This window comes from Cobetia sp. D5 (genome assembly GCF_035666195.1).
GTDB classification, from domain to species: Bacteria; Pseudomonadota; Gammaproteobacteria; order Pseudomonadales; family Halomonadaceae; genus Cobetia; species Cobetia amphilecti.
Genome location: NZ_CP142020.1, coordinates 1,980,563 through 2,006,369, shown reverse-complemented (window position 1 = coordinate 2,006,369; position 25,807 = coordinate 1,980,563). Strand labels below are relative to the sequence as shown.

The following is a 25,807-nucleotide window of genomic DNA, read 5'->3' as shown; positions in this document are numbered from 1 at the left end:
TCCGGAACCGGATGAGGGCTTTTGCATACTGAGCACGCAAGGGTCAGCCTGAAGGAGCGTCAGTCTGAGAGAACATCAACTTCAGAGCCCGTCAGCCTGACCCACCGAGTTGCCCATCAGGGGCTGGCACGGCGGCCGATGCCGCGATAGACCAGCCCCTGGCTTGCCACGTAACGCGGGTCGAAGATGTTGCGGCCATCGAGCACCAGGCCCGCGCCCAGCTCACGCTTCAGGCGCTGCCAGTCCGGGTTCCAGTAGCACTTCCACTCGGTGACCAGCATCAGGGCATCAGCGCCCTCCAGGGCGTCATACATGTTGCCATCGACCAGCTCCAGCAACGGATGCGCACCACAGGCCTCCCCCAGCGCCGACAAGGCCGCGGGATCATGCACGCGCACGCGCACGCCCTGGGCCCACAGCGCCTCAAGCAAGGTCAAGACCGGTGCATGGTCGATACGCGCGGTACCCGGCTTGAAGGCCGCGCCCCAGATCGCCACGGTACGACCGCGCAATTCACCATCGAAGTGCTGCCACAGCTTGCGGAACAGCGTCTCCTTCTTGGCCTCGTTGATGTCGAGCACATGCTCGAGCAGCATCGATTCCCGCCCTGTCTGGTGCTGGACATCGGCCAGACGCATCAGGTCACGCGAGAAGTTCGGGCCACCGAACCCACAGCCCGGATAGAGATAGCCGAAGCCGATGCGCGGATCGGCGCCCATGCCCTGACGCACATATTCCACATCGACGCCGAGGGAGTCGGACAGACCCGCCACTTCGTTCATGTAGCTGATACGCGTCGCGAGCATGCCGTTGATGGCCAGCTTGGTCAGTTCGGCGGCGCGGCGCGGCATGATCTGGAAGACATCTTCACGCCGGTTGAAGGCACGCAGCAGCTCCTGCACCCGCAGGGTGGCAGGTTCCGCTTCGCTGCCCAGCAACCAACGGGCCGGACGCTCGAAGGTGGCCAGTGAACGGCCCTCCTCCAGCATGTCCGGCAAGGCGACGGCGTACTGGTCGTCACGCGGCAGCAACGCCTCGAAACGCTCGGTCGTACCCACCGGGAAGGTCGAGTTGTTGACCAGCACCAGCGGCTCATCCAGGGTCGCCACCAGCTGCTCGACACGGCTCAGCGCGCTTTCGCGCTGGTCCGGCGAGACGGCGATCCAGTGGATATCGATGCGCCGCAGTGACTCGAGGTCCTCGATGAGAGTGAGATCGCCCCGTTCCCGATGGCGATCAAGACGTTCGCGCAGGCCTGGCTCACTGTTCAACCAGTCGACGCGTTCCAGGGCAGCCCAGTCCATGTCCTCATGTGGCCACCACCAGACACGGTGACCCACGCTCGCCAGAGCGGCGCTGGCCGTTGCCGCCGCCAGTTCGCTTCCGTGCACCAGCACCTGCATGGCTTATTTCTCCTGGTAGCGAGTCAGCAGCTCGCGGAAGCCTTCACCGAAGGTCGGGTGACGCTTGGCGAAGGAAAGAGTCGCTTCAAGATAGCCCAGCTGGTGACCGCAATCGTAAGTATCACCGGCCATGCGGTAGGCCGCGACGGCCTTGTCGTCACGCAGGGTGTCGATGGCATCGGTCAGCTGGATCTCACCACCCGCGCCCGGCGGAGTGTTCTCCAGAAGCTCGAAGATACGACCCGGCAACAGATAACGGCCGATGACCGCCAGGGTCGACGGCTCGGTGCCCGGGGCCGGCTTTTCGACCATGCCATTGATCAGGGCGGACTTGCCGGCTTCCGGCGTGTCGCCGTCGATCGCGACGATACCGTACTTGTAGGCCATGTCCTGCGGAACATTCTCGACCATGATCTGGGCGGCGTTGGTGGCTTCGTAGGCCTCCATCATGCGCGCCAGGTCATTCTTCTCGAGCCCTTCGCCATCGACCAGCACGTCCGGCAGCATGACGATGAACGGCTCATCACCGACGATCGGCTTGGCACACAGCACGGCGTGGCCCAGGCCCAGCGGCTCCGGCTGGCGCACGCTGATGATCTTGACGTCATCCGGGATGATGTTACGCAGCTGTTCGAGCAGCTCGAGCTTGCCCTTGGCTTCCAGGGTGGTTTCCAGCTCGAAGTGCTTGTCGAAGTGATTCTCGATGGCATTCTTGCTGGAATGGGTGACCAGCACGATTTCCTTGATACCGGCTGCGACCGCTTCTTCCACCACATATTGGATCACCGGCTTGTCGACGATGGTGATCATTTCCTTGGGGATGGCCTTGGAGGCCGGGAGGCAACGTGTGCCGAGACCGGCAACAGGCAGAACAGCCTTGCGTATCATGTAGCGTCTTCCTTGTGTCTATGTCGTGGTGAAGCCCGTCGAAGGACCTCCACCGAGTTACTGTCGTCGAAGCCAATCAACGACCATCCTTCATCATAGGCAGAGATTATGCCAGTTTGATCAAGGAGTGCGAAATTCCTGCACTATCCGAGGCTTGGTAAGCGCTACCACTCTGTGAAACGCCATCAGCGGCGCATGGCGCGCCCGAGCAGCGCACCGACACTGTCGCTATCGGGCGACTCTATCACGCCATGTTCGGTGACGATGGCATCAATATACTCATGCGGTGTGACATCAAAGACCGGATTGAAGACATCGATGTCCTGCGGCGCGATCTGACGACCACCCGCCTCGCGCAGCTCGGCGGCGTCGCGCGTCTCGATGGGGATGTCCGCGCCACTGGCCAGGCTGCCATCGAAGGTGGCCAGCGGGGCCACCACCATGACCTTGATGCCATGGGCGCGCGCCTGAACGGCCAGCGAGAAGGTACCGATCTTGTTGGCTGTATCGCCGTTGGCCGCAATGCGGTCCGCGCCGACGATCAACCAGCGCACCCCTTCCGGCGTCCGGGCACCCTGCTGCATGATCAGCGAGGCTGCGCCTTCCACGGCCAGACGCGCGGGAATCTTCTCCTGCACCAGCTCCCACGCCGTCAGGCGAGAGCCTTGCCACCAGGGACGTGTCTCGTTGACATGCACACGGCCGAGTATGCCCTGGGCGTAGGCGGTACGGATCACGCCCAAGGCCGTGCCGTGGCCGCCGGTGGCCAGCGCGCCGGTATTGCAGTGGGTCATGACCTCGCACCGCGTCTCGCCTTGCACGAGGGAGGCCGCAATCACCTGGGCGCCAAACTCGGCCATGCGCAGATTGTCATCCAGATCCTGCTCGTGAATGCGCACGGCCTCCTTCAGCAACGCCTCATACGGGGCCTGCGACCGGGTGGCGTGTGCGGCAATCACCTTGCGCATGCGATCCAGCGCCCAGAACAGGTTGACCGCTGTCGGGCGCGAGGCAGCCAGCACATCACAGGCGCTGGCCAGGCGTGACTGCCAGTCACCGCCCTCGCGGTTGATGACGAAAGCCTCCAGCGCCACGCCATAGGAGGCGGCGATCCCGATGGCCGGTGCACCGCGGACCACCATGTCGGTAATGGCAGTCGCGACCCCGCGTGCATCCTCGAGCAGCACCTCGCGGGTCTCACCCGGCAGCAGACGCTGGTCGAGCAGCGCAAGCTTCACCGCCGGCTGAGTGGCATCAGAAGTGACATCATGAGTGACGTCAGTGCTGGCATCGGGCGGGGTGCCTGCCGTGTCTTCTTCCCGCGACGCACACTCTTGCTGGCTTACCCAGCGAATCGGAACCAGGCTCATGACCACTCCCCGTTGCTACATGACAATAATGACGACTGGTCATCGCGCGTGGCGCGACGCCCCGCCCCATCGTAACGCAAGTGCCCGTCATGATGAGTTTTTTGCGCTGGACGCTGACCCGCGACGGCAGTCGGATTAGAATGGTGGAATCGTGCCCGAGGGTAAGGTGCCTGTACAGGCCTGCCACTTCCCGAACAGCACTTCCGTAACGGTAAGGATGCAAAGATGAGCGATAACGACACCCAGCAAGATGCCCAGCCCCAGGACCATCTGGGCAATGTCGATGCCAGCGAGATCGCCAAGTTCTCGGCATTGGCCAGTCGCTGGTGGGACCGTGACAGTGAATTCAAGCCGCTGCATGACATCAATCCGTTGCGGGTCGACTATATCGACACCCACGCTGGCCTGGCAGGCAAGCGCGTGATCGACGTCGGCTGCGGTGGCGGCATTCTCTCCGAAGCCATGGCGCATCGTGGCGCCCAGGTGACGGGTATCGACATGGGTGAGGCGCCGCTGTCCGTTGCCCGCCTGCATCAGCTGGAGTCCGGTGTCGAGGTGGACTACCGCCAGACCACCGCCGAAGCCGCCGCAGAAGAGATGGCCGGCCAGTTCGACGTCGTCACCTGTCTGGAAATGCTCGAGCACGTGCCGGACCCATCCTCGGTGATCGCGGCCTGCGCACGGCTGGTCAAGCCCGGCGGCATGGTGTTCTTCTCGACCATCAACCGCAATCCCAAGGCGTATGCCTTCGCGATTCTCGGCGCGGAATATGTGCTGCAGATGCTGCCGCGTGGCACCCACGAGTATCGCAAGTTCATCCGTCCGGCCGAGCTGGGTCGCTGGACACGCGATGCGGGCCTCAAGATGGAAGGCTCCACCGGCATGACCTACAACCCGCTGACGCGCAAATATCGCCTGAATTCCTCCGACCTTACCGTCAACTATCTGATGCACACGCGTCGCCCGACCGAGGAAGAGCTTGCGTGAGCCTGCCGGCAGCGCTACCTCGTCCCGCCGCCTTGATCTTCGATCTCGATGGCACCCTGGTGGACACCGCGCCAGACCTGGCGCGCGCCACCAATGAGCTGCGTCAGCATCACACCCTGCCGGCGCTGGACTACGACGTGATTCGCGCCGAAGTCTCGCATGGTGGCAGCGCTCTGGTGACGCTGGCCCTGGGTCATGAGCTCGATCACCCCAAACACGCCAGCGAGCGCACTCGTCTGCTGGAGTTCTATGCCCGCGATGTCGCGGCGCACAGTGTGCTGTTCCCGGGCTATGACGCCCTGATCGAAATCTGTCAGCGCGCCGGCCTGCCGTGGGGCATCGTGACCAACAAGCCCCGTCAGTTCGCCGAGCCGCTGATCGCCGCACTCAAGCTCACGCCCGGCTGTCTGCTGTGTGCCGATGACCTGCCGGTCAAGAAGCCGCATCCAGAGCCGCTGTGGGAGGCGGCACGCTGCCTCGGTGTCGACGCCTCCGAATGCTGGTATCTGGGGGACCACGACCGTGACATGCAGGCGGCACGCGCGGCGGGCATGCTGGCGGTCGCGGTGCGCTACGGCTATGTCCGCGAGGGCGACGATGTGGACGCCTGGCCTGCCGATGTGTGGTTTGACACCTCGGAAGAAGTCATCAATGCCGCGCTGCGGGCAGCGGACCTGCACTGACCGAGCGACACGCACGTAGCTCACACGAAGCTCGCACGAACCAGCCCCCCACGAGCGGGTGATCCGTAGATGGACATCAGAAGATAGACACAAGCAGCCAGAAACAAGCAGCTAGACACAAGAACGCCGACGGCCAATGCCGTCGGCGTTCTTGTTGCAGGGTATGACGAATGGCCCGCCTGGCGGCGTCACTCGTCAGCTAGCGAGATGACAGCTGACAAAGGCTCAGACTTTCGGCGGCTGGGCGTCGAACATCTCGCCGGTATGACCACGACTGTCCGGCCCCATCAACCACAGATAGGTCGGCATGATGTCGGCGGGCGTACGCAAGGTATCGGGGTCTTCGGCCGGGAACGCCGACTTGCGCATCGGGGTCCGCGTCCCACCGGGATTGAGCGTATTGACGCGCACCTGGCTGGTATTCTCCAGTTCCTGAGCCAGCATCTGCGAGAAGCCTTCCGTAGCGAACTTGGAGACACTGTAGGCGCCCCAGAAGGCACGCCCCTTGCGCCCGACACTGGAGCTTGTCAGCACGACGGAGGCGTCCTTCGAGGCCTTGAGCAACGGCAGCAATGCCTGGACCATCCAGATGGGGCCATTGATATTGACCTGCATGACCTGCTCCCACAGCGCCGGATCATACTGCTCGAATGGAGTGATCTTGCCCAGCAGGCTCGCGTTGTGCAGCAGGCCATCCAGACGACCGAACTCGCTGTGCAGGGTATCAGCCATCTGCTGATAATCCTTGAGCGATGCCCCTTCGAAGTTGAGTGGATAGATGGCCGGTTGCGGTGCTCCCAAGGCCTCGATCTCGTCGTAGACTTCTTCCAGCTTGGCAATGGTTCTGCCCAGCAATATCACTGTCGCTCCATGGCGCGCGTATTCGACTGCCGCTTCACGCCCAATGCCGGACCCCGCCCCGGTCACCAGAATGATTCGCCCTTTCAGCATGTCGTCCGGGGCCTGATAGTCGATCTTGCACTCTGCCATGGTGATATCCCTGTCTGAGATCTGTCGTCAACCGCCGATGAGAGTCACTGCCTCTTCACCGGCATTATTACTTGCTCGGCTACATGAAGCGCGCCCGGGTTGCCTGCCGATGGCATGAGGCGCCGAGCGCCACAAAACGCAAAGCCCGCACCTGGTAGAATACCAAGCGCGGGCTTTGGGGAATACAGGTGGCCAATGGCCACGGGCACTCAGGCGCCGGAGGACAGGAAGTCCTTGGCCATGGTGCCAGCCTTGCTGTCCGGATACTGCTGGACCAGCTTCTCGAGCAAGGAGCGACTTTCCTGCGCCTTGCCTTGACGCGCCTTGACCAGGCCCAGCTTGTACATCGCATCCGGCACCTTGCTGGATTGCGAGAATTCGCTGATCACGGTGTCGAAGGCCTGGGCAGAAGCATCCAGCTGGTTCTTGGCCGAATACAGCTCGCCCAGCCAGTAATGGGCATTGGCGGCGAGGTTGGAATCCCCATGGTCCACCACGAAGGCTTCAAAGGCGACAATGGCACCGTCGAAGTCGCGAGACTGCACCTTGGCGAAGGCATTCTCGTAATCCTTCTGGGCAGCTGCACCGCTGTCGGCATTGCTGGCGCCATTGGTGCTGGCTGCACCACCGGCACTTGCGCCGCCAGTGACTGCCGCTGCTGCCTGTGAATCGACAACCTGACCGTTCTCCCCGGCGGAAGCGCCGCCAGAAACCCGCTGTTCCAGATCCAGGTAGCGTTGCTGCGACATCTCGGTCAGACGCTTGAACTGGTATTCCAGCTCATCGATCCGGCCGCGAAGTCGGGCAATTTCCTGTGCCTGTTCGTCGAGTTGATTGAGAAGGGTCAGGGTGCCGCCGCCACTCAAACGAGTATTGGCCTGCTGATAGAGCGAGTTTGATTGCCCAGTGAGGTCCTCGACCGTCGGTGCGGCCAAAACGGACAACGGGAGCAACAAGGCTCCCGCACCGAACAACCCTTTCAGGCTGTGTTTCATGCTGTCGGCTCCGCCGAATCATCATGGTATCGCGCAAGCAAGCCCGGGGTTCAAGGACACGCCTCTTGCCCGGGCCAGCTCAACACAAGTTTCTAGCGTCTCCACGGCTCATTGGAGAGTCGCGGAGATGAACCGTACTTAGTAGTCGAAGACCACACGACGATTCTTGGCGTAGGAAGACTCGCCGTGGCCCTGGACAGCCGGACGCTCTTCACCGTAGGAGACGATCTCGATCTGTGACGGAGACACGCCCTGGACAGTCAGGAAGCGTGCGACAGACTTGGCACGACGCTCGCCCAGACCCAGGTTGTATTCACGAGTACCGCGCTCATCAGCGTGGCCTTCCAGAACGACATTGGCGCTGGTGTTGGCTTTCAGGTACTGAGCGTGACCCATCAGGACGCTTTCGAACTCAGGACGGATGGTGTCCTTGTTGAAGGCGAAGTAGATGGTACGCACGTCAGGCATGGTGGCGTTGCTCATCTGGTTGGCGTTGCTGTTGGCACCAGTGTTCATGCCGGCAGTGTTCGCACCGCTGTTGGCTGAATCCATGTCGCCGTCCTGAGCGCCGCCGCTGCTGGAACAACCTGCCATGACGCTCAGGGACAGGGCAACCAACAGACCTTTTGCATACGGGGTGAACTGCATTGTGAAACTCCTTGCTCTAATGGGTACGAATGCCAAGCCTTTCTTGGTGGCTCAGTTGCATTCTAGTGGTTTAGTTCAGGAACGGCGACCACGCAGGTTCACGCACGTCGCCTTGTGCTGACGGCAGGGAGAATTGTGCCCTTCCGTCTGCCGACACCTGTCCCAGGACCCCGCGGGTTCCTTGCTGAGTGGCATATATCACCATAGTGCCATTCGGCGCAACACTTGGTGATTCATCCCACTGAGTATCGGTCAGGGAGGTAACCCGACCGCTCTTCAGATCTTGCTTGGCAACCTGATAACCGTTGCCTGCGCGGTTGATCATGAACAGGTTCTCTCCATCGGGTGAGATGCGCCCGCGGGAGTTGTAATTGCCGGTATATGTCACACGTTCCGTGCCGCCGGACAGATCAAGACGATAGATCTGTGGGGAGCCTGCACGATCAGAGGTGAACACCATACCGCTACCATCCGGCAACCAATCCGGCTCGGTATCGATCGCAGGATTGTTGGTCAGACGCTGGAACTGACGGCTGGCAATATCCATCACATAGATTTCCGGCTGGCCATCCTTTGACAATGCCATTGCCAGTTTACGTCCGTCCGGCGACCAGGCCGGGGCACCATTGATGCCTCGGAAACCTGTCAGTTTTGCACGACGACCACTGCCCAATTCCTGCACATAGATAGCGGGACGTTCGGCTTCAAAACTGACATAGGCCAGCTTCTTGCCATCCGGCGACCATGCCGGTGACATGATCGGTTCATCGGAGGCCAGAATCTCCTGACTATTGTGGCCATCTGAATCCGCCACGTACAGGGCAAAACGAATATTGTCGCCAACACCATTGGCGGTAATGTATGCGATTTTTGTCGAGAAAGCACCGCGAATTCCAGTGATTTCCTCAAATATTTCATCGCTCATATAATGGCCACGCGCGCGCAGCTCACCATTGCTTCCGGTGATGACTTCGCCAAGCATGCGCTTGTTGCCCAGCACATCCATCAGCTCATACTGGATGCTATAACCGCCATTGCTGGCCGTCTTTACCTGGCCCACCACAAGGTAACTGGCCCCCAGACGCTTCCAGTCATTGACGAAGACGTCCTGCGTCGTGCCCGGCAACGCAATCAGATTGTCGCGCTTGATCGGGTCGAACTGGCCACTGCGCGCCAGGTCATCGGAGATGATGCGTGCGAGGTCCTGCGGCAGACTTCCCCCTGTCAGATTCTCGAACGGCACGACAGCGATAGGTGTGGCGCTGTCATTGCCCTTGGTGATCTCGATGGTCAGGTCAGCTCTTGCCAGGCTGGTCACTGCCAGCAAGGCGGCTGCCATCATCCATGCGGTCAATCGTCTCATCGGCCCAGGTCCTCTGGATTGAAGTCTAATGTAAAGCTTCGGAACTGACTTTTAGCACTAGCTGGCAACTGCTGCATCTCTGTGAATGGTGCTGCTTTTTGAAGCGCTTGGATAGCCGATCGATCGAAGGCGGCGTTGCCACTGCTCTTGCTGACCGCAGCGGAGACCAACTCCCCAGTAGGCAGCAAAGACACGCGAACGAAAACTCTCATACCAGGAGTAGTACCAGACGGCCGGTTCCAATTCTGTCCGACATACTTCTTAATCAGGTTCTCGAAGCCATTGGCTGCCTGAGCGGCCTGTTTGGCGCCACTGATGGCGTCGCTTTCACTGTCTATCAGGCTATCCAGCGAGCCGGCAGAGGCCTGCGCCGCTTTCTCGGCAAGTGCCTTCTGGCGTGCGGCTTCCGCGGCCGCCTTCTTGCGCGCTTCTTCCGCCGCCTTGGCCTTGGCTGCCTTCTCCTTGGCGGCCTTGTCGGCTGCCGCCTTGGCCGCCTTTTCCTTCTCGGCCTTCTCCGCTGCTGCCCTGGCCTTGGCTGCCTTTTCGGCTTCCGCCTTCTTGGCTTCAGCGTCTGCCTTGGCCTTGGCAGCCTTCTCTGCTTCGGCTTTCTTGCGCGCTTCTTCTGCGGCTTTTTCCTTGGCGGCCTTTTCGGCTTCCGCCTTGGCCTTGGCAGCCTTCTCGGCTTCCGCCTTCTTCAAGGCATCGGCCTTGGCCTGCTTTTCCGCTTCGGCTTTCTTGCGATCAAGGGCAATCGCCTTGGCTTCCTCTGCACGCCTGGCCGCTTCTGCCTTGGCCTTTTCGGCCGCCGCCTGCTCAGCCTTCAACTGCTCCGCCGCCTTGGCCTGCTCAGCCGCCTTTTGCTGTTGCGCCTTCTGGGCAGCCGCCTTTTCCTCGGCGGCGCTGCGTTGCTGCTCCGCTGCAAGCTCTGCCTCTCTGGCCGCCTCTTCCTTGGCGCTCTGGCGCTGATCGGATTCTTCGGCCGCATCACGCGCCTTGCTGGACTTCGCCTGCTGGGCCTGATTGGTCGTGGTCTCGGTACTGACCAGTGTCGCGTTGACGATGGTGGTGTTGGTCTTCTCCGGTTCGGATTCTGGCCAACTCACCAGAGTCAGAATCAGGATGCCCAGGTGCAGGCCAACGGCCAGCACCACAGGCAATCCCAACCCGACCCGCTGTTCTATCTCTGGCTGACTCATCCATCAGCCCTCGGTCGGTGGTTCTGAAATCAGCCCGACATTGGGGACACCGGCACCCTGCAACGTGCTCATCAACCCCATGACATCGCCGTAGGGCGCCGTCTTGGCACCCTTGACCAGCACGGGCGTCTTGGGCTTCTCGGCCACGATGGATGCGACCTTGCTGCCCAGTTCATCCAGTGCCACCGGCGTGCGCTTGTCTTCATCCGACCCCAGGTCGATGTAGTAATTGCCGCTGTCGTCCAGCGAGACGATCAATGGTGTCACATCATCGGGATTGTCGATCGGCTTGGAGGTGACCTTGGGCAATTCGACCTGAACCCCCTGCGTCATCATCGGCGCGGTGATCATAAAGATGACCAGCAACACCAACATGACGTCGATGAAGGGCACCACATTGATCTCGGAGGACAGCTTGCGCTTGTGGCCTCTGCTATACGGTCCTTTCATTGACTCGCCTCCCTTCAAGCGTCGTTGCTGCCACGACCGTGCAGATTACGATGCAGAATGGAGTGAAGTTCTTCGGCGAAGTCTTCATAGCGGCCTAGCAACTGATCAGCACGGCTGGCCAGACGGTTGTAGAAGATGACGGCCGGGATTGCCGCGAACAGGCCCATGGCGGTCGCGACCAATGCTTCGGCAATCCAGGGGGCGACAGTGGTCAGAGTTGCCTGCTGAGCCGTACCCAGTGCCTGGAAGGAGCCCATGATGCCCCACACGGTACCGAACAGGCCGACATAGGGGCTGACGGAGCTGACCGTGGCCAGAAACGGCAGATGAACGTTCAGGCGCTCTTCTTCACGTGACAGCGTGACGCGCATGCTGCGTTGCACACCATCCATTACCGCATCGGCATTGCGGGACTTGGGCTTGAGGCGACTGTACTCGCGGAAGCCGGCACGGAAGACGCCAGAGGCGCCCGGGGTGGATTCTTCATCCGTCGGCAATTCACGATAGAGGTGATTGAGGTCGACCCCGGACCAGAAGCGCTTTTCAAAGGCCGCGTAAGCCTGCTTGGCACGGGACAATGCCATCCCGCGCTGAAAGATCACCACCCAAGATGCAATGGAAGCTGCCAGCAACAGCAACATGACTGCCTGAACGACCAGACTGGCGTTCACGAACAGCGAAATGATCGACATCGAATCTTCCACGGAAATCCCTCTTTACTTGGTTCAGTCTGTGCCACCGTCAATCAGTGACACGATAAATAATCTGTTCATCAGCCTGGCGCCTCGGCGCCTGGCTGGCAGTGGCCTCATCTGCGCCTTGTGATCTCAGACCTCAAGAGCCGCAAGCAATTCCCCGGGCCAGCGTCTGGGGCGCAAGGTCGTGGCATCGACGCAAGCGATCACGACTTCCGCTTCGCTCAAGATCTGCTCACCGCGCAGCGCCTTCTGGGTGAACGTCAGGCGTGCACCGCGCAAGGCGCCTGCCGTTGCCGTCACGGTCAGCAGGTCATCCAGATGCGCAGGACGAAGATAACGATTTGTTACACTGTGTACTACCAACTGAATGCCTTTTTCAAGCAAGGCTTGCTGCGTGAAGCCCTTCGCTCGCAACCATTCACTGCGCGCGCGCTCCATGAAGCGCAGATAATTCACGTAGTAGACGATGCCACCGGCATCAGTATCCTCGATGTAGACGCGCACAGTGTGGTGAAAACATGCAGCTTCACCCTTCAACGTATTTCCTGCGTCTTCAGATGTCATGACGCGTCATTTCCTTCCTGTCCCAGCCGCGCCTGCTCTTCACGCGGGGTGATCCCGAAGTGCAGATAGGCCGAGCGCGTGACCAGACGCCCACGCGCCGTGCGCATCATGAAGCCCTGCTGAATCAGGTAGGGCTCCAGCACATCCTCGATGGTATCGCGCTCTTCCCCGATAGCCGCCGCCAATGAATCGACCCCTACCGGCCCGCCATCGAACTTCTCGATCATTGCCAGAAGCAGTCGACGGTCCATGTGATCCAGGCCGTGGCTGTCGACATTGAGCATGTTGAGCGCCTTGTCGGCCACTTCCAGCGTCAAGCGACCATCCGAGCGCACTTCAGCGAAGTCACGCACCCGGCGCAGCAGGCGATTGGCGATACGCGGCGTGCCGCGGGAACGACGCGCAATCTCCAGCGCCCCTTCCATCTCGACTTCCATGCCGGAAAGCCTGGCACTGCGCGCCACGATGTCGGTGAGTGACTCGATATCGTAGAACTCGAGGCGCTGGACGATGCCGAAGCGATCGCGCAGCGGCGCCGTCAGCAGTCCTGCACGCGTCGTCGCGCCGACCAGGGTGAATCGTGGCAGCTCAAGCTTGATCGAGCGGGCCGCGGGGCCTTCACCGATCATGATGTCGAGCTGATAATCTTCCATCGCCGGATAGAGCACTTCCTCGACGGCCGGTGACAGCCGGTGTATCTCGTCGATGAACAGGACATCGCCTTCCTGCAAGTTGGTCAGCATCGCTGCCAGGTCCCCTGCCCGCTCCAGCACAGGCCCGGAGGTCGACTTGATATCGACACTCATCTCGCTGGCGATGATATGCGCCAGCGTCGTCTTGCCGAGTCCGGGCGGGCCGAAGACCAGGGTGTGATCCAGACTATCGCCTCGTCCTCGCGCGGCACTGATGAAGATTTCCATCTGCTCGCGGACGATGGGCTGTCCGATGTAGTCACTCAGCGTGCGTGGCCGGTTGGCGCGATCGATCCGCTCTTCCGGATCATGCGTCGCCGCGGAGATCAGTCGGTCCGACTCCATCATGATGCTTGCTCAACTCCTGATGACGCAGGTCACGCACATGACGCGGGTCATGGGCCATGAACGTGCGTCAGTGGCAGGTGGCAAGGTTTGCCAGGGCGGTGCAACGATCTAGCGCATCTGCGTTCAAGCGCGCACTTTCTACCCCAGTAACCTGCCAACCCCTAGTCAATAAATCCAATCACGATGCGCCGTTTCCTTCACGGAAACTATAGGGCGCATGTTTGCTGCCCTGGCGGGGCCTCAGCTGGCCATCTTGCGCGCCAGCGCCGCCTTGATGAGCGCTTCCGTGGAGGCGCCGGTCTCGAGCCCGGAGAGCATCTTGGCCGCCTCGACAGGCTTGTAGCCCAGGGACACCAGCGCGGCTTCGGCATCCGCCAGAGGATGGGTGACCGGCGGTTGCGGCTGGGAGGCACGCGCCATTTCATCCAGCCCATCATCCGACGGCAGCGTCCAATGCTTGAGGCGATCACGCATCTCGATGATCAGGCGATCCGCCGTCTTCTTGCCGACGCCCGGCAGTCGTGTCAGCGCCCGGCTGTCTTCGTCGTGCACACAGCGAATGAAATCGGACTGCTCCATTCCCGACAGAATCGCCAGCGCCAGACGCGGGCCGACACCGGAGATCTTGATCAATTCACGGAACAGACGACGCTCGGGCTCCTTGCCGAAGCCATACAGCAACTGCGCGTCTTCGCGCACCACCAAGTGGGTGTAAAGCTGACAATGTTCGCCCACGGCCGGCAAGCCCAACAGGGTGTTCATCGAAGCTTCCAGTTCATAACCGACACCCTGTACATCAAGCACCAGCTGCGGCGGTTGTTTTTCCAGCAATGTCCCGGTCAGGCGTCCAATCATGTTGCGGCTGTCCTTGCTCGGCAGAGAACGTGTTCGGTGGGATCGTGCTGCTCGCAGACCCGATTCTCTGCACGGATTGTTACAATGCGGGCAAGCCTACCAAAGATGAAGCGTAGGCGGCATGTCCCAGTGTCACGACGAATTTGTCGCATCTTTCTGACAGTCATACCTTGGGTGATGGCACGAAGCCTGATGCCACGCGGCTTGGCGCATCACGCAATCGACTGCTGCCAGGCTCGGCAGACATTCTACAAGTGACTGAAAAATCGCTATTAATTGAGCACAATACCGCATTTGTCGCTCAGCGGCATGTCAGGCGTCGGGCTCGAAGTCTCGCCAGCTGCTGCTACGCCGCACGCGGGTTCCCTTGCGTCGACTGGTATTCCCCAGCCCCAAGGCTTCCAGCTGATCATTGCCGGGCGTCAGGCGTCGACGTGCGAAACAATGCGTCAGGGCAATGGCCAGCGCATCGGCGGCATCAGCCTGCGGCGTGGCGGAGAGCTTGAGCGTATGCGTGACCATATGCTGCACCTGAGACTTCTCGGCGGCACCGGTACCGGTCACGGCCTGCTTGATCTGCCGCGGCCCATATTCGAACACCGGCAAGCCGTGATTGGCCGCACACACGATGGCAGCTCCGCGCGCCTGGCCCAGCTTGAGCGCCGAATCGGCGTTCTTGGACATGAAGACCTGCTCGATGGCGAATTCCGCGGGGCGATGCAGGGCGATCACCTCGCTGATACCGGCATAGATCTGCGCCAGGCGCTGATCTAGGCTGACCTGTGACATGCGAATGCAGCCACTGTCCACATAGCGAGGCTGGGCCGCTGAGACATCCAATACCCCGTACCCGGTCAGACGTGAGCCCGGGTCGATGCCAAGAATGATCATGCTGCCGCCTCTTCTCTCACACCTTCCACCTTCGCTGTCGTCATCGCGCCATCGCTCTTACTGTGTATATAACCAGCCACCATGCCACAAAAAAGGCGGTGCGACACTGTCATTGCCTGACGTGAACGCCAGCAAACAGTCTCGCACCGCCTTGTCGGGCTTGCTCGCCCCCTCGCCTACCAGGCGAAAGGGACAAACCTGCCATTGAGGGACCGCCCTTGTCTGATCGAATCAGTCCAGACGGCCCCACCAGTCACTCTCTCGGTCATGCGCCGCTGAATCAGGCCTGACCGCTTTCGTCCTCGACCTTGACCTTCTGACGCAGACGGATGTTCAGCTCCTTGAGCTGCTCACCGCTGACCACGCCCGGGGCGTCGGTCATCATGCAGCCGGCGCTCTGGGTTTTCGGGAAGGCAATCACTTCACGAATGGTCTTGGCGCCAGTCATCAGCATCACCAGACGGTCGAGACCGAAGGCCAGACCACCATGGGGCGGCGCGCCGAACTTCAGGGCGTCGAGCAGGAAGCCGAACTTCTCTTCCGCTTCTTCTTCACCGATGCCCAGCACTTCAAACACGGTACGCTGCATGGCCTGGTCATGGATACGGATGGACCCGCCACCCAGCTCAGTGCCGTTGATGACCATGTCGTAGGCGCGAGATAGTGCCGCTTCCGGGTTGGCCTTGAGCTCTTCCGGCGTGCAGGAAGGCGCGGTGAACGGGTGGTGCAGCGCGCTCAGGCGGCCGTTGGCATCGGCTTCGAACATCGGGAAGTCGACGACCCACAGCGGTGCCCACTCGCGGGTGTAGAGGTTGAGGTCTTCACCCAGCTTGACGCGCAGCGCACCGATGGCCTCGGCCACGATGTTGGCCTTGTCAGCGCCGAAGAACACGATGTCGCCATCGACGGCGCCACAGCGGTCCAGCACTTCATCCACGACGTCTTCCATGAACTTGACGATCGGCGACTGCAGACCCTCGATGCCCTTGGCACGTTCGTTGACCTTGATCCACGCTAGGCCCTTGGCACCGTAGATGCCGACGAACTTGGTGTAGGCGTCGATTTCCTTGCGTGACAGGCTGGCACCGCCCGGCACACGCAGTGCGGCGACACGGCCCTTGTCGTCCTTGGCCGGACCGGAGAAGACCTTGAAGTCCACGCCGCTCATCAGGTCATCGACATCGACCAGTTCCAGCGGGATGCGCAAGTCCGGCTTGTCGGAACCGAAGCGGCTGATGGCCTCGGAATACGGCATGGTCGGGAAGTCACCCAGCTCGACATCGAGCACTTCCTTGTAGAGGCCACGGATCATGGTCTCGGTCATGCCCATGATGTCCTGCTCGTCGACGAAGCTAGCTTCGAGGTCGATCTGGGTGAACTCCGGCTGACGGTCAGCGCGCAGGTCTTCATCACGGAAGCATTTGGCGATCTGGTAGTAACGATCGACACCGGCGACCATCAGCAGCTGCTTGAACAGCTGCGGAGACTGCGGCAGTGCGAAGAAGCTGCCGGCGTAGGTGCGGCTCGGCACCAGATAGTCACGTGCGCCTTCCGGCGTGGCACGTGTCAGGATCGGGGTTTCGATGTCGAGGAAGCCCAGGGCTTCGAGCTGGGCGCGCACGCTGTGAGTGATGCGCGAGCGCAGACGCAGCTTCTCGATCATGTCGGGACGACGCAGGTCGACATAACGATACTTGAGGCGAACTTCCTCACCGACCTTGTTGTGGTCGTCGAGCTGGAACGGCGGCGTCTGTGCGGTGTTGAGCACTTCGACGTCCTTGGCCAGCACTTCGATCATGCCTGTCGGCATGTTCGGGTTCTGGGTGCCTTCCGGGCGCAGACGGATACGGCCCTTGATACGCAGCACGAACTCGCTGCGCGCCTTGTCGGCAGTGGCGAAGGCATCGACGGTGTCCGGATCGACGACGATCTGGGCGATGCCATCACGGTCGCGCATGTCGAGGAAGATGACGCCACCGTGGTCGCGACGGCGGTGCACCCACCCGCACAGAGTGACATCCTGATCGATCAGGGTCTCGTTCAGTTTGCCGCAATAGTGGCTGCGCATGTTGATTCCTTGTTGCTCAAATTCATGATCGACGCGCTGATGCGCATCTGTCTCAGAGGGCCTGCCGTTGGCGATGAGGGTCAAGGGTACCCGCCGGGCGCCCTTGACCCTCATCACGCTGATGCCTGACGCACTATCCCAGCTGTGTCAGGCGGTGCTGTCGCTACCACCGGCCAGATTCTTCTTGCTGCCGGACTTGAAATCCGTCTCGTACCAGCCACTGCCTGCCAGACGGAACCCGGCGGCGGAGACCAGCTTCTCGAGCTGGTCCGTCTTGCATTCCGGGCACTCCGTCAGCGGCGCAGCGCTGATCTTCTGCAACTTGTCCATCCGATGGCCACAGGCCTTGCAGTGGTATTCATAGATCGGCATGGTTTTCTTTCCTGACAATACTGGTCACGGGGCTGTCTGAGCACCGTGAACCATGACAATGTTATGCCTTGCGGCGCATCTTGCGTTCAGCGCGCCTGCGACCCCAACATGAGAGCTTTCGCAAGCACCAGCAAGAGACGCCTACAATAAGGCCAGTTGAGCGGCTTTCAAGTCAAAGCGAAAGGGGCACATTATAGCGTGCTCGGCCCCGTGCGGGGCAACACCCAAGCACAAACCGGCCCAGACGCTACGTACTCGTCATTTCCGGGCCAGCCTTTCTGTCTTCCTATCTATCTTCCTACGCCATCATGAGGCACCTATGTCCGATCACGATCGTACTGCGCAGTCTCCCTCTCATTCTTCCACTCCCGCTTCCTCTCACTGCGAGCCTGCCTCGTCCACCGGCGCCCCGCAGGCCGTCATGCTCGATGCCGGCTCCGTCGGTGACGGGCTGGACTTCTCGGGTCTCGAGGCCCGCCTGGAAGGATTGGTCTGTCATGACGCGACCACGCCCGAGGAAGTGGTGCCACGACTGAGCGGTGCCTCCATCGTGCTGGTCAACAAGGTACGCATCGAGGCGCACCACATGGATGAGCTGCCGACCCTCAAGCTGATCGCGGTGATGGCGACCGGCACCAACAATATCGACATGGCGGCCGCCGAAGCACGCGGCATTCGGGTCATGAATGTCAATGCCTACGGCACTCACTCGGTGGCGCAGCACACCTGGATGCTGATGCTGGCACTGGCAGGCCGCCTGCCGGAATACCAGACCGACATCGCCGCAGGCGAGTGGCAACGCAGCGCGACCTTCTGCCTGATGGGCCGCCCCGTGGTGCAGCTGTCCGGCAAGCATCTGGTCATCATCGGCAAGGGGGAGCTCGGCACTGCGGTGGGCAGGCTGGCCGAGGCGTTCGGCATGCGCGTGACCTTTGCCGCCCGACCGGGCACAGCTCCCACTGCCGAGCGCCCCGCGCTGGAAAGCCTGCTGCCCCAGGCTGACGCCATCAGCCTGCACTGCCCGCTGACCCCAGAGACGCAGCATCTGATCGATGAACAGGCGCTCGCCGCCATGAAGCCCGGTGCATTGCTGGTCAATTGCGCCCGTGGGGGCATCATCGACGAGGACGCAGCGCTGGAGGCACTGGCCACCGGACAACTCGGCGGCCTGGCGGTGGATAGCCTGCCGGAGGAGCCGCCACGTGAAGGCCACTCGCTGCTCTCGGCCCTGGAAAGCCAGCACCATTCGGCGAGTGCACCCTTGAACCTGATCGTCACGCCGCACAATGCCTGGATCAGCCAGGAGGCGCGCCAGAACATGCTCGATCTCAGTCTGGCCAATATCGAGACATTCCTGAGCGAACATGCCTGACACGGCCACAGCCTCGCGGCCTCAACCTCGCGATGACAGCCACTGACGCCGAGTGGCAGGTGTGAGCGGTACGTCACGAAAAAAGCCCCCGAACCGGCATATGCGCCGAGTCGGGGGCTTTTTATGAGTGGCCTGGCGTCAGCGGATGCGGATATGCATGCCCGCCGCCTTGAGGGCGTTGCCTTCAGCGTCCCACGACACCACACGACCGCGTGAGCTCAACAGTACCCATCGGGTGCCGCTCGCTCGCTCGCCGTCCTCATGCTCACCGTCATCGTCAGCGCTCAGGCCCCGCTGTTGCACGGACTTGTCGCCAGCCTTGCCTGTGGCATCCGCCATCCCTGCCTCGTTCATTCCCATCGCCTCGATCTGCTGCAGGTCCTCTTCCTGCGGCGCACGCATCCGGTACTGGCACTCACAGCTTTCGCCGTAGGTGGTGATGATCTTGTGTCTGAGCGCATGTACCTGCTCGAGATCCTCCGGGTGTATCAAGCGATCGAAGTCCATTTCGCGCATCGCCAACGGCTCGTGGCCCGAAGCGCCGAGCATCTTCCAGAGATTGGGGTGGATCTGGACGATGCGCTCAGGAATGTCCATTTCCCACAGGCTATCGCCACTGGCTTCGAGGGAATCCAGCAAGCGACGCTCGCTGGACTGCAATTCCTTCTGGGTCTGGCGCAGCCGCTGGTACATCTCTTCGGCGGTGGCGTTGGCATCATCCAGCTCGACGATGCCACTGCCACCCGCGGACTCGACTTCCGCGCCCATGCCGATGCGATGCAGACGCTCACGCAGCTCGGCAAGCGGCACCGAGAGGCGACGGCTGATGTGGTGCGTGCGCCAGCTCATGAGAATGAAGAAGGTGAAATAGAACAGGATCAGGCCACCGACCAGCGCCATACCGACCAGCTGGAAGTTGCGCCCGATCTCGGCGGTACGAAAGAAGACGGCGCTTTCCTCGACCATGCTCAACATGATCCAGCCATTGCCCGGCAAGCGCTCCCACGCCACCTTGTAGGGTGCCCCCGCCACATTGACACTCTCCAGGCCACGCCGCTGCTCGAGGATACGGGGCGCGAGTCTCTTGAAGACATCATGACCTTTCAGCTCCAGCTGGGCGGGCCGAATGACATCCTCTTCCTGGAGGTCATTGGCATCGGGGATCTCCAGCGGCAGCAGCGACAACAACTGCTCACCGGCGCGCGGGACGGCGAGTGAGCGTCCCTCGGCATCAAACAGCATCGCGAAGCCTTGCCAGGGCAGCTCCATCGCCAGCACCTGATTGACGATCACGTCCAGGGTCATGTCGACGCCGGCGACGCCGAGAAATTCGCCTTGCTCGGAATAGAAAGGACTGACGGCCGACGTCATCCAGCCATTGCCGGCCGGGTCTTCGTAGATGTCGGTCCAGATGGTGTTTCGCGAGGGATTTGCCTCTGGCGCGGCCAGATAGAAGAAGGAGAAGTCACGACAATCGTGGTCGGCTGGCACCAGCGAGGCCAGATCGACATAGGGGAAGAGACGGACATAGCAGTCGGCCATCGTGACGAAGGACTGCACCACGGCCGAGTGCGAGGACACGACACTGCGCATGATCGGGTCGACCGCCGTCATGCGCAGCGCCATGGGGATGTCCTGCTCGAGGCCTGGCAAGGCGGGATAGAAGCCGCTGCCCTGATTGTCCGCCGTCTGCTGACTGGCCCAGACACCGCTGGGCAGGCTTGCGTGACGGGCAACCTCGCGCGCCGCTACCCCGGTACCGGTGTCGCCCATGGCCAGTTCGCCTGCCTGGGCACCGAGCCCGCGCGACAGGTTCTGGACATGCTCCAGTTGCTGGCTGAGTGACTTGGCCTCCCGCAGCATCGCCAGATTGAGCTCGCTGCTCGACTGGGATTGCAGGTAATTGAGGTTGGCATCACGAATCTCGTCATTGGACACGAAATACACCGCCACCAGGGCGGTCTCGACCAACAGCAACGGAATCATGGTACTGGTGAAGAGCGCTCGCCAGACCCACTTCTTGATCGTGACGGCGGGTTGCTTCGACTCCGACATGGGCGACTATCCTGAATCCAGCGAGATGACAGGAAGTATGCACTTTCTCTTGCGTTCCAAGAGGCTAATAGCTTCAACGCTTAAACATGACCTGAAGGTCAGACCTTGGTGATACGACTGGGGACAGGCGGCCAAGGCTTTGCTAGGATGCTCGACCCCAAGGAGGCTGCATGCTTTACAACTACGGTTCTATCAATATCGATCACGTCTATCGGGTACCTCACCTGGTACGACCGGGTGAAACCCTGGCGAGTCTCTCCTACCGTCAGGTACTGGGTGGCAAGGGTGCCAACCAGTCGCTCGCGCTTGCGCGCGCCGGAGGCGACGTCACGCACTGGGGCCGCCTTGGCAACAGTGATCGCTGGGCACTTGAGCCGCTGGAAAGCGCCGGTGTCATCACCTCGCAGGTCGAGCTGAGCGCCAGCGCCAGTGGCCACGCCATCATCCAGGTGGACGACCACGCCGAGAACAGCATCATTCTGCATCCGGGTGCCAACCACGGTTTCACCGATGAGCATCTCGCGACGCTGTTCTCCGGCGTGACGCAGGGAGATTGGCTGCTGCTGCAAAATGAGTGCAACGCACTGGGCAAGGTCATCGAGCTGGCACATGCCAAGGGCATGAAGATCGCCTTCAACCCCGCCCCGATGGGCGCTGATGTCTTGCGCCTGCCGCTGGAACACTGCCAGGTGCTGTTCCTCAATCGCGGTGAAGCGGCACAGCTGGTCGAGCTGGAAGAAAGCGCGCCTGTCGCCACCCTGCTCGCCGCACTGCACACTCGCCTGCCTGACACCGAAGTGGTGATGACCCTGGGCAGTGAAGGCGTCTGCTACCAGCTGGGGGAACAGCGCATCCAACTGCCGGCGCACCGCGTCAATGCCGTGGACACCACCGCGGCAGGCGACACCTTCATCGGCTATTACCTGGCAAGCCAGATCGAAGGCCAGAGCATCGAGGAAAGCCTGCGTCGTGCCAGCACCGCCTCAGCCCTGTGCGTGAGCCGCGAAGGCGCAGCGCCGAGCATTCCGCTGGCCAGTGATGTCGCCGCTGCCCTGGCCGAATGGCCGACGCTCGACGTCCTGAGCAACTGACTTTCTGGGCAACTGAGCCTTTCAGCAACTGAACAACTGAGCTACCTGCACGGGACACCACCACGTGTCCCGTGCCGTGCCCGTGTCACCTCATGGGCGCCCTGTTGGCGTAACGCCCTCTATTGCAGGTCACTTCTTTCACGAGGTCAGCATGAAAACACCGATTATCTTTGATACCGATCCGGGCGTGGATGATGCCCAGGCGATTGCCATCTGTCTGGCGCATCCGGACATCGAATTCCTCGGCATGACCACCACCTTCGGCAACGTCACCATCGAGACGGCCACCTCCAACGCCCTGCTGCTGGGCGAACTGGCGGGGCAGGAGATACCGGTCGCCCAGGGCGCTGCCCAGCCGCTGGTCAAGGACAAGTTCCCGGCGCCGGCGCACATCCACGGTGCCAATGGCCTGGGCAACATGGAGATCCCGGAGCCCAAGGGCAAGGCGCTGTCCATCAGCGCACCGCAGTTCATCGTCGAGCAGGTCAATGCGCGTCCTGGCGAGATCACCCTCGTCGCCGTCGGCCCGCTGGGCAATCTGGCCACCGCACTGCAGCTGGACCCGAGCATCATCAGCAAGGTCAAACAGGTCGTCATCATGGGCGGTTCCATCCGTGAAGGCGGCAACGTCTCACCGGTTGCCGAGGCCAACATCTTCAATGACCCGCATGCCGCCGCCAAGGTGCTGACCGCCGGGTGGCCGCTGACCATGGTCGGTCTCGATGCGACGCACCGCTGCGTGCTGTCTCCGGCCCATGTCGAGCGCATCCGTGTCGCGCAAGGCGCACTCGGCGAAGTGCTGTCCGGCAGCTACCAGTTCTACAAGGCCTTCTATCAGGAAGCGCGCGGCATCGATGGTTGCTGCCCGCACGACAGCTGCGCCCTCGCCTGGCTGATGAAGCCGGAGCTGTTTACCACCGAGCGCGGCCACCTGAATGTCGAAGTCGAAGGCCTGGCCGAAGGTCAGACGCTGTTCGCCCCTGAGGGTCGCGAATTCCTCGGCAACCAGTGGTCCCAGACGCCGCTGGTCGACGTCTGCGTCAATGCCCAGGGCGACAAGGTCGTCGAGTGGATCACCGACGTGCTGACCACCAAGGCGTCCTGATCCGGCGCCCGGCAGGCCCGCCTGGGCCTGCCATCGGCCTTGCCACAAACCGAGACAACGCCCGCCAACAATGACGCTGACGGGCGTTGTCTCGGTTTGAGCACTCGCGCTTGTTCACTTTCCCCTTTCCCCTTTCCTTCCTCCTTCCTCCTTCCTCCTTCCTCCCTTCTCCTCTTTTCCTCTTTGGCGTCTCTCCTTTACCGCAACGTCCTTCCCACGCCCCGAATACCGAGAAGTTGCTGGGTTATGAAGACTCTTTCAGTAAGATAACGGGATAAACTTTTGACTACCCCTTACCAGACGAGAGTGAATGGCGAGCCGTTCGGCGCATGCACATAATCTGATACGCTAGCGGAATCTCACTGGGCAAGCTCGACATACGCCGCCCCATCCTGCCTGCCACGGAGCTCATCATGCCTTCGACGACAACGTTGCCCTCTGCACCCGCTGCAACGCTTCGCACTCAGGATTCTCCCGCGATCGCCGACACCCAGTACGATTGCCTGGTCTTCATCGGTCGCTTCCAGCCCATGCACCATGGCCATGTTGCCGTGATGGAAGAGGCCCTGCGCCTCGCGCGGCAGGTCATCGTGCTGGTCGGTTCTGCCTGGCAGGCACGTTCACTGCGCAACCCGTTCACCTTCTCTGAACGCACGCGCATGATCCGCAGTTGCTTTGACGATGCCGACAATGCGCGTCTCGAAATCGTGCCGTTGCTGGATGCCCTCTACAACGACGATGTCTGGGTGCGTGATGTGCAGCGCAAGGTACGCGATATCGCGCGTCCTCAGGCCAACCGGATGCCGAGAATCGCGCTGATCGGTGCCAATCGTCGTGACAGCAACAGCCAGTCAAGCTACTACCTGAGTCTCTTCCCGCAGTGGGAGTCAGTGGCGGTGCCACTGCGCGAGGGGATGGAGGCCAGCCGTATTCGTGAGGTCATCTTCACCGAGCGTGCCCGCGCCGAGGATTGGCTGGACAACGAGGGGCTGGAGCTGCTGCCACCGCCGGTGGCTCAGCACCTGCATGGCTTCTTGGATGAGACAGCGTGGCAAGGGCTGGTCGAGGAACGTCGCCTGCTGGAGCAATATCGCGCCGCCTGGAGCGATGCGCCCTACCCGCCACTGTTCATCACGGTCAACGCCGTGGTGGTGCAGTCCGGCCATGTGCTGCTCACCACGCGGCGCGCGGCGCCGGGCAAGGGGCTTTACGCCCTGCCTGGCGGCTTCGTGCAACCCCAGGAGCGCCTGCTGGATGCCTGTCTGCGTGAGCTCAAGGAGCGTGTGCGCCTCAAGGTGCCGGAACCTGTTCTGCGTGGCTCTCTGCGCGGTCAGCGTCTGTTTGACGCACCACATCGCAGCTGGCGCGGACGCACCCTGGCAGAGGCCTTCTACTTCGCCCTGCGACCGGAGCAGCAGCTCCCCAAGCTCAGAAGCGGCGGCGGCGAGAACGAGGAGCAGGCACGCTGGGTCGCGCTGGCGGATCTGGAGCCCGACACCCTCTTCGAGGACCACTTCTTCATCATTCAGAATTTCCTCGGCCTGCATGCAGGCCAAAGTAGTTTCTGACTTCCCGGAACGGCCTATGCAGGCGCGCGCACTTCCCTGCATCAGCACAACGAAAACGGCAGCCCCGCGGGGCTGCCGTTTTCGTCTGAAGACACCTGGCTTTCTTTTGTCTTTTTCTTCGCCTTTGACTTTGCCTGTAACACTCAGGCTCAGGCTTCAAGAAAGTCGCGAGGCAGGTTCATCAGCTGTTTCCATAGCTTGTCGATGCCGGGCTTGTGGACCAGTGAGCAACGATAGAGACGAATCTCCAGCGGGATATCCCACGCCTCGTTGCCCGCGCGCACCAGCTTGCCGCTTTCCAGCTCATCGCGAATGCAGAAATCCGGAATCCACGCCATGCCGACGCCCTGCAAGGCCATGCCCTTGAGGCCCTCGGCCATCGCCATTTCATAGACGGTGCGCAGGCGCAGGCGCAGCGGATCATTCTTCAAAAGCATCTTCACGCTGCGACCCAGAAATGCGCCCTGGGTGTAGGACAGCAGGGGAATCGCATCCTGGCTGGTCTCGCTCTGCCCGGTCAGCGGGAAGCGGGGCTCGCCATTCTCCAACGGCACGCACACCGGCAGCATGTTGACCTTGGCGACCGAGAAGGACGGGAAGGCCTCGGCGTCCAGCTGCATGCTGGCGTAAGGGTCATAATAGGCGAGCATCAAGTCGCAGTTGCCTTCGCGCAGCGAGTGAATGGCGTCGCCGACATTCATCGCGGACAGGCGTGTCGGCAACTCCCCCAGGCCCTGCTGGAGACGCGAGATCCACTTGGGGAAGAAGGCCAGCGCCAGCGAATGCGCGGCCGCGATATCCAAAGTCTCGTTGGCCATGCCCAGCCCGCGCAGGTGGGCGAGACACTCTGACAGCTGCTCTGTCAGGTTGCGCGCGGTGACCAGGAACAGCTGGCCCTCCGGCGTCAGACTGACCGGGGTCGTCGAGCGGTCGACCAGCGTAGTGCCCACGGCCTGTTCAAGCGCACGAATGCGGCGACTGAACGCAGGCTGGGTAACGTGTCGCAGGCGAGCCGAGGTGGAGAAGCTGCGGGTATTGGACAGCGCAACGAAATCTTCCAACCACTTAGTTTCCAGGTTCACCCGAACTCCCAAAAATGTCGAACATGCCCAAGCGAGGCTTGCCTGGCCGGTCATGCAGGGTCTTGTCATGGAG

General features: G+C 61.5%; 24 protein-coding genes. 6 read left to right on the top strand and 18 right to left on the bottom strand.

What is annotated here, in order from left to right; all coding sequences use genetic code 11:
- Window positions 1–116: 116 nt before the first annotated feature.
- From U0O11_RS08395 to mtnA, 3 genes are all read right to left on the bottom strand, one after another.
- Window positions 117–1,403 (bottom strand): nucleotide sugar dehydrogenase, encoded by a 1,287-nt coding sequence (locus U0O11_RS08395; protein WP_107334805.1) that lies wholly within the window; start codon window positions 1,401–1,403, stop codon window positions 117–119.
- 3 nt (window positions 1,404–1,406) lie between these two features.
- Window positions 1,407–2,291 carry a UTP--glucose-1-phosphate uridylyltransferase GalU gene (gene galU / locus U0O11_RS08390; RefSeq protein ID WP_054556681.1) on the bottom strand — a complete coding sequence of 295 codons (885 nt, stop codon included), beginning with the start codon at window positions 2,289–2,291 and terminating at the stop codon, window positions 1,407–1,409.
- A 185-nt stretch (window positions 2,292–2,476) separates the two neighbouring features.
- Window positions 2,477–3,661, bottom strand: a complete 1,185-nt coding sequence (gene mtnA, locus U0O11_RS08385; protein WP_215824410.1) for an S-methyl-5-thioribose-1-phosphate isomerase — start codon at window positions 3,659–3,661, stop codon at window positions 2,477–2,479.
- Between the two features lie 225 nt (window positions 3,662–3,886).
- Here mtnA and ubiG point away from each other — a divergent pair, with 225 nt between their 5' ends.
- Both ubiG and U0O11_RS08375 read left to right on the top strand, forming a co-directional pair.
- Window positions 3,887–4,648, top strand: a complete 762-nt coding sequence (gene ubiG / locus U0O11_RS08380) for a bifunctional 2-polyprenyl-6-hydroxyphenol methylase/3-demethylubiquinol 3-O-methyltransferase UbiG (protein ID WP_197738737.1) — start codon at window positions 3,887–3,889, stop codon at window positions 4,646–4,648.
- A gap of 2 nt (window positions 4,649–4,650) precedes the next feature.
- Window positions 4,651–5,331 carry an HAD-IA family hydrolase gene (locus U0O11_RS08375; RefSeq protein WP_215824540.1) on the top strand — a complete coding sequence of 227 codons (681 nt, stop codon included), beginning with the start codon at window positions 4,651–4,653 and terminating at the stop codon, window positions 5,329–5,331.
- 225 nt (window positions 5,332–5,556) lie between these two features.
- Here the strand turns inward: U0O11_RS08375 and U0O11_RS08370 are convergent, their stop codons facing one another.
- The 13 genes from U0O11_RS08370 to U0O11_RS08310 form a co-directional block, all read right to left on the bottom strand.
- Entirely contained in the window at window positions 5,557–6,321 is a 765-nt protein-coding gene (locus tag U0O11_RS08370; RefSeq protein WP_054556682.1) for a YciK family oxidoreductase, read from the bottom strand.
- A gap of 209 nt (window positions 6,322–6,530) precedes the next feature.
- On the bottom strand, window positions 6,531–7,316 hold the full coding sequence (ybgF, locus tag U0O11_RS08365) for a tol-pal system protein YbgF (RefSeq protein WP_107334807.1): 786 nt from the start codon (window positions 7,314–7,316) through the stop codon (window positions 6,531–6,533).
- Between the two features lie 138 nt (window positions 7,317–7,454).
- Entirely contained in the window at window positions 7,455–7,964 is a 510-nt protein-coding gene (gene pal, locus U0O11_RS08360) for a peptidoglycan-associated lipoprotein Pal (RefSeq protein WP_054556684.1), read from the bottom strand.
- A 70-nt stretch (window positions 7,965–8,034) separates the two neighbouring features.
- Window positions 8,035–9,327, bottom strand: coding sequence for a Tol-Pal system beta propeller repeat protein TolB (gene tolB, locus U0O11_RS08355; RefSeq protein ID WP_107334808.1), 1,293 nt, complete (start codon window positions 9,325–9,327; stop codon window positions 8,035–8,037).
- The gene (tolA, locus tag U0O11_RS08350; protein WP_215824409.1) at window positions 9,324–10,523 is read right to left on the bottom strand and encodes a cell envelope integrity protein TolA; all 1,200 of its coding nucleotides are present in this window, start codon (window positions 10,521–10,523) and stop codon (window positions 9,324–9,326) included. Before tolA ends, tolB begins: the two co-directional genes overlap by 4 nt.
- 3 nt (window positions 10,524–10,526) lie before the next feature.
- Window positions 10,527–10,973: a protein TolR gene (gene tolR, locus U0O11_RS08345; RefSeq protein WP_054556687.1), complete on the bottom strand. Its 447-nt coding sequence runs from the start codon at window positions 10,971–10,973 to the stop codon at window positions 10,527–10,529.
- Between the two features lie 14 nt (window positions 10,974–10,987).
- Entirely contained in the window at window positions 10,988–11,665 is a 678-nt protein-coding gene (gene tolQ / locus U0O11_RS08340; protein WP_215824408.1) for a protein TolQ, read from the bottom strand.
- Between the two features lie 135 nt (window positions 11,666–11,800).
- Entirely contained in the window at window positions 11,801–12,235 is a 435-nt protein-coding gene (ybgC, locus tag U0O11_RS08335) for a tol-pal system-associated acyl-CoA thioesterase (RefSeq protein WP_176677072.1), read from the bottom strand.
- A complete protein-coding gene (gene ruvB / locus U0O11_RS08330) occupies window positions 12,232–13,275 on the bottom strand; it encodes a Holliday junction branch migration DNA helicase RuvB (RefSeq protein WP_043333609.1) in 1,044 nt (347 codons plus the stop codon). Before ruvB ends, ybgC begins: the two co-directional genes overlap by 4 nt.
- 240 nt (window positions 13,276–13,515) lie before the next feature.
- The gene (gene ruvA / locus U0O11_RS08325) at window positions 13,516–14,130 is read right to left on the bottom strand and encodes a Holliday junction branch migration protein RuvA (protein WP_215824407.1); all 615 of its coding nucleotides are present in this window, start codon (window positions 14,128–14,130) and stop codon (window positions 13,516–13,518) included.
- A 312-nt stretch (window positions 14,131–14,442) separates the two neighbouring features.
- A complete protein-coding gene (gene ruvC / locus U0O11_RS08320; RefSeq protein ID WP_043333606.1) occupies window positions 14,443–15,021 on the bottom strand; it encodes a crossover junction endodeoxyribonuclease RuvC in 579 nt (192 codons plus the stop codon).
- Window positions 15,022–15,301: 280 nt separating this feature from the next.
- Window positions 15,302–17,089 (bottom strand): aspartate--tRNA ligase, encoded by a 1,788-nt coding sequence (aspS, locus tag U0O11_RS08315; protein ID WP_043333603.1) that lies wholly within the window; start codon window positions 17,087–17,089, stop codon window positions 15,302–15,304.
- A gap of 147 nt (window positions 17,090–17,236) precedes the next feature.
- Window positions 17,237–17,461 (bottom strand): FmdB family zinc ribbon protein, encoded by a 225-nt coding sequence (locus U0O11_RS08310; RefSeq protein WP_043333602.1) that lies wholly within the window; start codon window positions 17,459–17,461, stop codon window positions 17,237–17,239.
- Window positions 17,462–17,780: 319 nt separating this feature from the next.
- Between U0O11_RS08310 and U0O11_RS08305 the strand changes: the two genes are divergently transcribed.
- The gene (locus U0O11_RS08305; protein ID WP_215824406.1) at window positions 17,781–18,833 is read left to right on the top strand and encodes a D-2-hydroxyacid dehydrogenase; all 1,053 of its coding nucleotides are present in this window, start codon (window positions 17,781–17,783) and stop codon (window positions 18,831–18,833) included.
- Window positions 18,834–18,971: 138 nt separating this feature from the next.
- Here U0O11_RS08305 and U0O11_RS08300 read toward each other — a convergent pair whose 3' ends face one another.
- Window positions 18,972–20,888, bottom strand: a complete 1,917-nt coding sequence (locus tag U0O11_RS08300) for a PDC sensor domain-containing protein (RefSeq protein WP_324692437.1) — start codon at window positions 20,886–20,888, stop codon at window positions 18,972–18,974.
- Window positions 20,889–21,058: 170 nt separating this feature from the next.
- Between U0O11_RS08300 and U0O11_RS08295 the strand changes: the two genes are divergently transcribed.
- From U0O11_RS08295 to U0O11_RS08285, 3 genes are all read left to right on the top strand, one after another.
- On the top strand, window positions 21,059–21,979 hold the full coding sequence (locus U0O11_RS08295; protein WP_054556692.1) for a ribokinase: 921 nt from the start codon (window positions 21,059–21,061) through the stop codon (window positions 21,977–21,979).
- A gap of 151 nt (window positions 21,980–22,130) precedes the next feature.
- A complete protein-coding gene (locus tag U0O11_RS08290; protein ID WP_215824404.1) occupies window positions 22,131–23,084 on the top strand; it encodes a nucleoside hydrolase in 954 nt (317 codons plus the stop codon).
- A gap of 413 nt (window positions 23,085–23,497) precedes the next feature.
- Window positions 23,498–24,652 (top strand): bifunctional nicotinamide-nucleotide adenylyltransferase/Nudix hydroxylase, encoded by a 1,155-nt coding sequence (locus tag U0O11_RS08285; RefSeq protein ID WP_107334817.1) that lies wholly within the window; start codon window positions 23,498–23,500, stop codon window positions 24,650–24,652.
- A gap of 149 nt (window positions 24,653–24,801) precedes the next feature.
- Here the strand turns inward: U0O11_RS08285 and U0O11_RS08280 are convergent, their stop codons facing one another.
- The gene (locus tag U0O11_RS08280) at window positions 24,802–25,734 is read right to left on the bottom strand and encodes a LysR substrate-binding domain-containing protein (protein WP_054556694.1); all 933 of its coding nucleotides are present in this window, start codon (window positions 25,732–25,734) and stop codon (window positions 24,802–24,804) included.
- Between the last annotated feature and the right edge of the window lie 73 nt (window positions 25,735–25,807).